Annotated in this window: 6 protein-coding genes; 5 read left to right on the top strand and 1 reads right to left on the bottom strand. The window is 72.7% G+C overall.

The genetic code is table 11. The annotated features are described in order from the left end of the window. Window positions 1-107 precede the first annotated feature (107 nt). Window positions 108-1265, bottom strand: coding sequence for a LacI family DNA-binding transcriptional regulator (locus AB0C76_RS14280; RefSeq protein WP_078859964.1), 1158 nt, complete (start codon window positions 1263-1265; stop codon window positions 108-110). 372 nt (window positions 1266-1637) lie between these two features. On the opposite strand from AB0C76_RS14280, the gene hisC reads away from it, so the two are divergent. From hisC to AB0C76_RS14305, 5 genes are all read left to right on the top strand, one after another. Further along, window positions 1638-2735: a histidinol-phosphate transaminase gene (hisC, locus tag AB0C76_RS14285; RefSeq protein ID WP_359964290.1), complete on the top strand. Its 1098-nt coding sequence runs from the start codon at window positions 1638-1640 to the stop codon at window positions 2733-2735. A gap of 313 nt (window positions 2736-3048) precedes the next feature. Beyond that, window positions 3049-4458 carry a biotin/lipoyl-binding protein gene (locus AB0C76_RS14290; RefSeq protein ID WP_359964264.1) on the top strand — a complete coding sequence of 470 codons (1410 nt, stop codon included), beginning with the start codon at window positions 3049-3051 and terminating at the stop codon, window positions 4456-4458. A gap of 2 nt (window positions 4459-4460) precedes the next feature. After that, a complete protein-coding gene (locus tag AB0C76_RS14295) occupies window positions 4461-5267 on the top strand; it encodes an ABC transporter ATP-binding protein (protein WP_359964266.1) in 807 nt (268 codons plus the stop codon). After that, the gene (locus AB0C76_RS14300) at window positions 5264-6475 is read left to right on the top strand and encodes an ABC transporter permease (protein WP_359964268.1); all 1212 of its coding nucleotides are present in this window, start codon (window positions 5264-5266) and stop codon (window positions 6473-6475) included. Before AB0C76_RS14295 ends, AB0C76_RS14300 begins: the two co-directional genes overlap by 4 nt. A gap of 9 nt (window positions 6476-6484) precedes the next feature. After that, window positions 6485-7123, top strand: a complete 639-nt coding sequence (locus tag AB0C76_RS14305) for a DUF5666 domain-containing protein (RefSeq protein ID WP_359964270.1) — start codon at window positions 6485-6487, stop codon at window positions 7121-7123. Window positions 7124-7247 lie beyond the last annotated feature (124 nt).

The following is a 7247-nucleotide window of genomic DNA, read 5'->3' on the forward strand; positions in this document are numbered from 1 at the left end:
TCATAGGAAGACCACTCTCCCGGCGTCGTCACCTGGTGGGTATCCAATCCTCCGGAGCGTCAGCCGGGCCGTCCCGCAAGGTCCGTTTTGTCCCGGCTCGGTATGGTCTAGACCTCGCCCGGGGGCCGGGGAGGGCTGACGGTGGTGCGCGGACTGCGGCGCTGCGAGGAGGCCCGGACGATCAGCTCGGTGGGCATCAGGGTGCCGGGCGGCGGGCCGGTTCCGGCGGTGCGGAAGCGGGGCGGGAAGAGCCGGGCGATGTCGACGCCCGTCCCGGAGTCGACGCCCTCGATGGCGTCGATGAGGAGGTTGACGACGGTCGTGCCGATCCGGCGCGGCTTCAGTGAGAGCGTGGTGATCGGGGGCTCGGTGGCGGCGTAGACGTCGCTCTCGCTGCAGCAGACCAGCAGGAGGTCGTCGGGCACCCGCAGTCCGTAGCGGCGGGCGGCGGCGAGCAGGTCGGTGCCGTTGGGGTCGAACAGGCCGTAGACGGCGTCGGGGCGGTCGGGGCGGGCGAGCAGCCGGTCGGCGGCGACGGCGCCGGCGGCCGGGTCGTGCGCGGGGTAGGCCTCGTACACCGGCTCCTGGCCGACCTTGGCGCACCAGCCGAGGTAGGCCTCGGTGGAGAGCCGGGTGTAGGTGTCGGTGCTGGTCCCGGTGAGCAGGCCGATCCGGCGGGCGCCGGCTTCGGAGAGGTGGTCGAGGATGCCGAGCACGGCGGCCTCGTGGTCGTTGTCGACCCAGGCGGTGACCGGGCAGTTGCCGGGCTTGCCGTCGCTGACCACCGGGACGCCGGACCGGTAGAGCTCGCTGACCAGCGGGTCCTGGTCGGGCGGGTCGATCACCACGGTGCCGTCCAGGGCGATGTTGCCCCAGACGTCGTGCCGGGAGGAGGCGGGCAGCACCACCAGCGCGTAGCCGCGGCCGAGGGCGGCGCTGGTGGCGGCACGGGCCATCTCGGCGAAGTACGCGAACTCCGTGAAGGTGAACGGCTCCTCGCCGTAGGTCGTGACGGTCAGCCCGATCAGGCCGGACCGTCCGGTGCGCAGGGTGCGGGCGGCCGCGGAGGGGCGGTAGCCGAGGCGCTCGGCGACCTCGCGCACCCGGCTGCGGGTCTCGTCGGGCAGGCGGCCCTTCCCGTTCAGCGCGTCGGAGACGGTGGTGATCGACACTCCGGCGGCTGCTGCCACATCCCGGATGCCGGCCCGCTCCAGACGCCGTGAGGTGGTGGGTCGCCGACCGCTCTGGTTGGCTGCTGCTGTCATGGCGGACCGATCGTATGGCTCCTGACAAGGTCCTGTGACCGGCGCATCGGGAGCCTTTGGAGATACGTTTCTCCGCGAGTGAGCCGGGGTGTGCCCCTTCGATACCGGCCCAAAACCTGGCGTCTTACCTCTGACATGTGCCAAAGGAACCCGGCAGAATGGCTGATCTGCACCGGTGGGCCGACCAGCCAACTCACTCCTACGGGTGAGCGCGGTCGGTATGGTGCAAGGCACCCGACCGGGGTGGTCCGGGCGTGTGCACCGGAGGACCCGCACCGGTGGACGCACACCCGGACATCGCGCGTCCACCAGACGCGGAGATCGAGAAGATCGAGAAGGAGCAGGACCGTGAGCGAGCGAAGCGAGCGAGCCATCGAGGGGGAGCCTGGCGCCGGAGGCGGAACGTCGGCGCAGGGCCCGCGGCTGCGGCCGACCCTGGACGGCATCCCCACCTACAAGCCCGGCAAGCCGGCCGGCGCCGACGCCTACAAGCTGTCCTCCAACGAGAACCCGTACGGGCCGCTGCCCGGCGTCCTGGCCGCGGCGGTCGAGGCGGCCGGGTCGTTCAACCGCTACCCGGACATGGCGGTCAACGAGCTCACCGAGGAACTCGCCAAGCGCTTCGGCGTGCCGGCCGAACACATCGCCACCGGCACCGGCTCGGTCGGCGTCGCCCAGTCGCTGATCCTCGCCACCGCGGGCCCGGGCGACGAGGTGATCTTCGCCTGGCGCTCCTTCGAGGCCTACCCGATCATCACCCAGGTGGCGGGTGCCACCCCCGTCCCGGTCCCGATCACCGCCGGCGGCGACCACGACCTGGACGCGATGCTCGCCGCGATCACGCCGAACACCCGGCTGATCTTCGTGTGCAACCCGAACAACCCGACCGGCAACGTGATCCACCGCGCCGAGCTGGAGCGCTTCATCGACGCGGTGCCCGGCGACGTGCTGGTCGTCGTCGACGAGGCCTACATCGAGTTCATCCGCGACCCCGAGGTGCCCAACGGCATCGACCTCTACCGGGACCGTCCGAACGTCTGCGTCCTGCGCACCTTCTCCAAGGCGTACGGCCTCGCGGGCCTGCGCGTCGGCTTCGCGATCGCCCACGAGCCGGTGGCGACCGCGCTGCGCAAGACCGCCGTCCCGTTCGGCGTGAACCAGCTCGCGCAGGACGCCGCCGTCGCCTCGCTGCACGCCGAGGACGCGCTCAAGGTGCGGGTGGACGCGCTCGTGGAGGAGCGCGCCCGGGTGGTGGCCGGGCTGCGCGCCCAGGGCTGGGACCTCCCGGACTCGCAGGCCAACTTCGTGTGGCTGCCGCTCGGCGCGCGCTCGGCGGACTTCGCCGCCGCGGCCGCCGCGGCCGGCGTGATCGTCCGGCCGTTCCCCGAGGGCGTGCGGGTGTCGATCGGCGAGGCCGAGGGCAACACGATCTTCCTCGCGGTGGCCGAGGAGTTCCGCAAGACGCTCTGACGTCCGCGTCCGTACGCAGGGGCGTTCCGCACGCGCGGCACGCCCCTGCGGCGTTCCGGGGGCGTTCGGGAGGTGCTCGGAGGTGTCCGGGCGCTCCCGGGAGGGCCGGATGCTTCCGGCGTGTTACCGGGCGCTGCCGGATGCCTGGGGATCGCTGGGAGCGGGCTGGGAGTTCGGCCAACGGCCGGCCACGCGGCGGCCAAGCGGCCCGCGTGAACGGGCCGGTGCGACCGGAATGTCCGGATCCGCCCGGTCAGTTTTCTCCCAGCCCGCGCCCAGGCCGACGCAAGAGCGCCCGGCGAAGCTGTCCGCCATGAAGGTGCTCCCACGACGGCGAGGCGCCGTCCTCGTCAACTCCGCCCTGGGCGTGGCCCTGCTGGCCGGCGCCGCCCTGGCGTACACCACGGTGAACAGCGGGCCGAGCGCGGCCGCCGGACAGCCGAAGGCCCGGACCGCGACGGTGGCCAAGGGGACGGTCCTGGCCACCGTGTCCGGAACCGGCACCCTGGTGTCGCCCACCGACGCCGCCCAGGACTTCACCACCGGTGGCCGGCTCACGGCCGTCAAGGTCGCGGTCGGGGACACCGTCAAGAAGGGCCAGGTGCTGGCCACCGTCGACACCACCGCCGCCCAGCAGCAGGTGGACGCGGCCAACGCGGCCCTCACCACGGCCAACGCCAACCTCACCAAGGCCCAGGCCGGTGTCACCACCACGACCGTCGAGCCGCTGCCCCAGAGCAGCGCTCCCGCCGCCCCGGGCCCCAGCCCCAGCGCCGGTGCCGGGGGCGGCGGCCGCTCAACGGGCGGGAACAGCACGCCCGTTCCGCAGACCACCACCGTCACCACCACCAAGGTCGACGACGCGGCCGTCGCCTCGGCCGAGCAGCAGGTCGCCACCGCGCAGACCAACGTGGCCAACGCCCAGGCGGCGCTGGCCGGCACGACGCTCACCGCGTCGGTGGACGGCACCGTCGCGTCGGTCTCCGCCAAGGTCGGCGACACCGTCGGCGGGGGATCGTCCTCCACCACCTCGGGATCGACCAAGTCGACCGGGGCGAGCACGAGTTCGAGCAGCGGCACGCCGAGCGGCTTCATCGTCCTGACCAACCCGACCGGGATGCAGGTCACCGCCAACTTCTCCGAGCTCGACTCGCTCAAGCTCAAGAAGGGCGAGGCGGCCACGGTCGCGCTGAACGCGCAGTCCGACACCAAGCTCAACGCGACCGTCCTGTCGGTCAGTTCGCTGCCCAGCAGCAGTGGCGGCGGCAGCGCCGGCTCGTCGGCCGTCCAGTACGCGGCGACGCTCCAGATCAGCGGCGACACCAGCACCCTGCGCACCGGCCTCAGCGCGACCGTCTCGGTGGTCACCGGCGAGGCCGACAACGCGCTCTCGCTCCCGACCTCCGCGCTCGCCGGCACCGGCAGCAGCCGGACGGCGAACGTGGTGCAGCCGGACGGCTCCACCCAGCGGGTGAGCGTCACGGTCGGCGTCGAGGGCGACAGCACCGTGCAGGTGCTCACCGGGCTCAAGGAGGGCGACAAGGTCGAACTCCCCACCACCAGCGCCGGGAACGGCTTCCCGAACGGCTCCTTCCCGGGGCAGGGCGGTCGCGGCGGTGCGGGCGGCTTCGGCGGTGGTGGCGGCGGCTTCGGTGGTGGCAGCGGTGGCATCCCCGGCGGTGGCGGCAACGCCGGCGGCGCGGGCCGCGGTGGCAAGGGCTGAGCATGCGTCACGTCATCGACAAGCGGGTGCCCGTGGGCCCCCCGCCACCCGTCATCCGGATCCGCCGGCTCACCAAGGCCTACGGGCACGGCGACGCCACCGTGCACGCGCTGCGCGGCCCGGCCGACCCGGCCACCGGTGCGCCGCTCGGCGTCGCGCTGGACATCGACCAGGGCGACTACGTCGCGGTCATGGGCAGCTCCGGCTCCGGCAAGTCCACCCTCATGAACATCCTCGGCTGCCTCGACGTCCCCACCGCCGGCAGCTACCAGCTGGACGGCATCGACGTCGGGCACCTCGACGAGGGGCAGCTCTCGCTCGTCCGCAACCGCAAGATCGGTTTCATCTTCCAGTCGTTCAACCTGGTGCCGCGCACCACCGCCCTCGCCCAGGTCGAGCTGCCGCTCGCCTACGCGGGCGTGCGCGCCGCCGAACGGCGCCGCCGGGCGATGGCCGCGCTGTCGCTGGTCGGACTCGCCGAGCGGGCCGGGCACCGGCCCAACGAGCTCTCCGGCGGCCAGCAGCAGCGCGTCGCCGTGGCCCGGGCACTGGTCACCGCGCCCGCGATGCTGCTCGCCGACGAACCGACCGGCAACCTGGACAGCCGTGCCACCGAGGACGTGCTGGCCATCATCGACCGGCTCAACGCCACCGGCCGCACCGTCGTCCTGATCACCCACGAGGACGAGGTCGCCCGGCACGCCAAGCGGGTGCTGCGGCTCGTCGACGGCCAGATCGTCAGCGACGTCCGGCAGGCGAAGGTGGACGGCCCGCCGCCGCTGTTCGACGAGTCGGGGGTGCCGGCGTGATCGTCTGGCAGATGCTCCGCTTCGCGGTCGGCGGCCTCGCCGCCAACAAGGTGCGCTCGGCGCTCACCATGCTCGGTGTGCTGATCGGCGTCGCCTCGGTGATCCTGCTGCTGGCCGTCGGCAACGGCTCGTCGGTCGCGGTCAAGGACTCGATCACCTCGCTCGGCACCAACTCCCTCACCGTCAGCTCCGGTTCGGCGAACGGCGGCTCGCGCGCCACCTCGTCGGTCAAGAAGCTGACCGTCGCCGACGCCAAGGCGCTCGCGACGGAGGCGGACCCGGCCTCGGTCAAGTCCGTCGCGCCCGTCGTCACGACCAGCGCCACCGCGCTCTACGGGAACGTCTCGTACAGCCCCGGCTCGATCGTCGGCACCTACCCGGCGTACTTCGAGACCTCCAACCAGAAGGTCGCGCACGGCGAGTACTTCACCAACGACGACGTCCTCGGCTCGCGCAAGGTCGCGGTGCTCGGCGCCACCACCGCCAAGCAGCTGTTCGACACCGAGGACCCGGTCGGCAAGAAGATCACCGTCGGCGGCACGCCCTTCACGGTGGTCGGCGTGCTCCAGGCCAAGGGCGGAAGCGGCTTCACCGATCCGGACGACGTCCTGATCGCGCCGCTGCCCACCGTGCAGAACGCCTTCACCGGTTTCGGCCCGGTCAACCAGATCCTCGTGCAGGCCGCCTCGGCGGACAGCACGACGGCGGCCCAGTCCGAGATCACCCGGGTGCTGCTCGCCGCCCACGCGATCACCGACCCGACCAAGGCCGACTTCCGGATCACCAACCAGGCCTCGCTGCTCACCGCCCGGGAGAGCACGACCAAGACGTTCACCGTGCTGCTCGGCGCGGTGGCCGCGATCTCGCTGCTGGTCGGCGGGATCGGGATCACCAACATCATGCTGGTGACGGTGACCGAACGGACCAGGGAGATCGGCATCCGCAAGGCGCTCGGCGCCCCGCGCGCGGTGATCCTCGGGCAGTTCCTCACCGAATCCACGCTGTTGTCGGTGATCGGTGCGGGGCTGGGGGTCGCGGCCGGGATCGCCGGCTCGCACTTCAGCATCGTCGGCATCAAGCCGGTGGTGATCCCCGAGTCGGTGCTCGGCGCGTTCGGCATCGCCGTCGCCATCGGGCTCTTCTTCGGCAGCTACCCCGCCAACCGGGCCGCCTCGCTGCGGCCGATCGACGCCCTCCGGCACGAGTAGGACACGACCATGACCGAGATCAACGACCCGGCCGAACAGATCGCCCTCCTCGCCACCCCGCCGGACGCCCGGGACGTCGCCGGCGAGCTCGCGGCGCCGCCGCGCCGGCCGCTGCCCTGGCTCTCGCTCCTCCTCGCGGGGGGCGTGATCGCCACGGCCGCGTTCGCGGGCGGAGTCTGGTACCAGCAGAACAACGGGACGACCTCCTCCGCGCCCCGGGCCTCGGCCGCCGGCGCCTCGCAGCGTGCCGCGGCGGGGGGACAGGGCGGCTACGGCGGTCAGGGCGGCACCGGCTCGCGCAGGGGCGGTGGCCAGGGCGGCCAGGGGCAGGGCGGGCAGCCCGGCTTCACGCGCGGCACGGTGAAGGCGGTGGACGGCACGACCGTCTACCTGACCGACGCCAACGGCAACACCGTCAAGGTCACCACCGGCGACGCGACGAAGGTCCAGCTCAACAAGGACGGCAAGGTCGCGGACCTGCAGCCCGGCCAGAGCGTGACCGTCGTCGGCACCCCCGACGCCGACGGTGGCTACGCGGCCAGCCAGCTCGTCGAAGGCGCCGCGGGCACGGGCGGCGGCTTCGGCGGTGGCGGCGGTGGTTTCGGCGGCGGGGGCGGTGGCGGCAACCGCACCCCGTCCGGCGGCTGACCCCGTTCGCCGCGAGGCCCTCGTCCGTCGCTTGAGTTCTAGGGATCGTTGCAACACCCCACTTCAAGGGGTGCGATGTTCGAGATCCGGAAGAACCGGACGGTGGCTCAAGGGTCGAGGACCC

The organism is Kitasatospora sp. NPDC048722, from assembly GCF_040650235.1.
Lineage (GTDB): Bacteria > Actinomycetota > Actinomycetes > Streptomycetales > Streptomycetaceae > Kitasatospora.

What these genes read in the sequence shown, in the direction of transcription:
- AB0C76_RS14280 (WP_078859964.1), bottom strand. Translation starts at nt 1,265, where the DNA reads ATGACAGCAGCAGCCAACCAGAGCGGTCGGCGACCCACCACCTCACGG.
- AB0C76_RS14290 (WP_359964264.1), top strand. Translation starts at nt 3,049, where the DNA reads ATGAAGGTGCTCCCACGACGGCGAGGCGCCGTCCTCGTCAACTCCGCC.
- AB0C76_RS14295 (WP_359964266.1), top strand. Translation starts at nt 4,461, where the DNA reads ATGCGTCACGTCATCGACAAGCGGGTGCCCGTGGGCCCCCCGCCACCC.
- AB0C76_RS14305 (WP_359964270.1), top strand. Translation starts at nt 6,485, where the DNA reads ATGACCGAGATCAACGACCCGGCCGAACAGATCGCCCTCCTCGCCACC.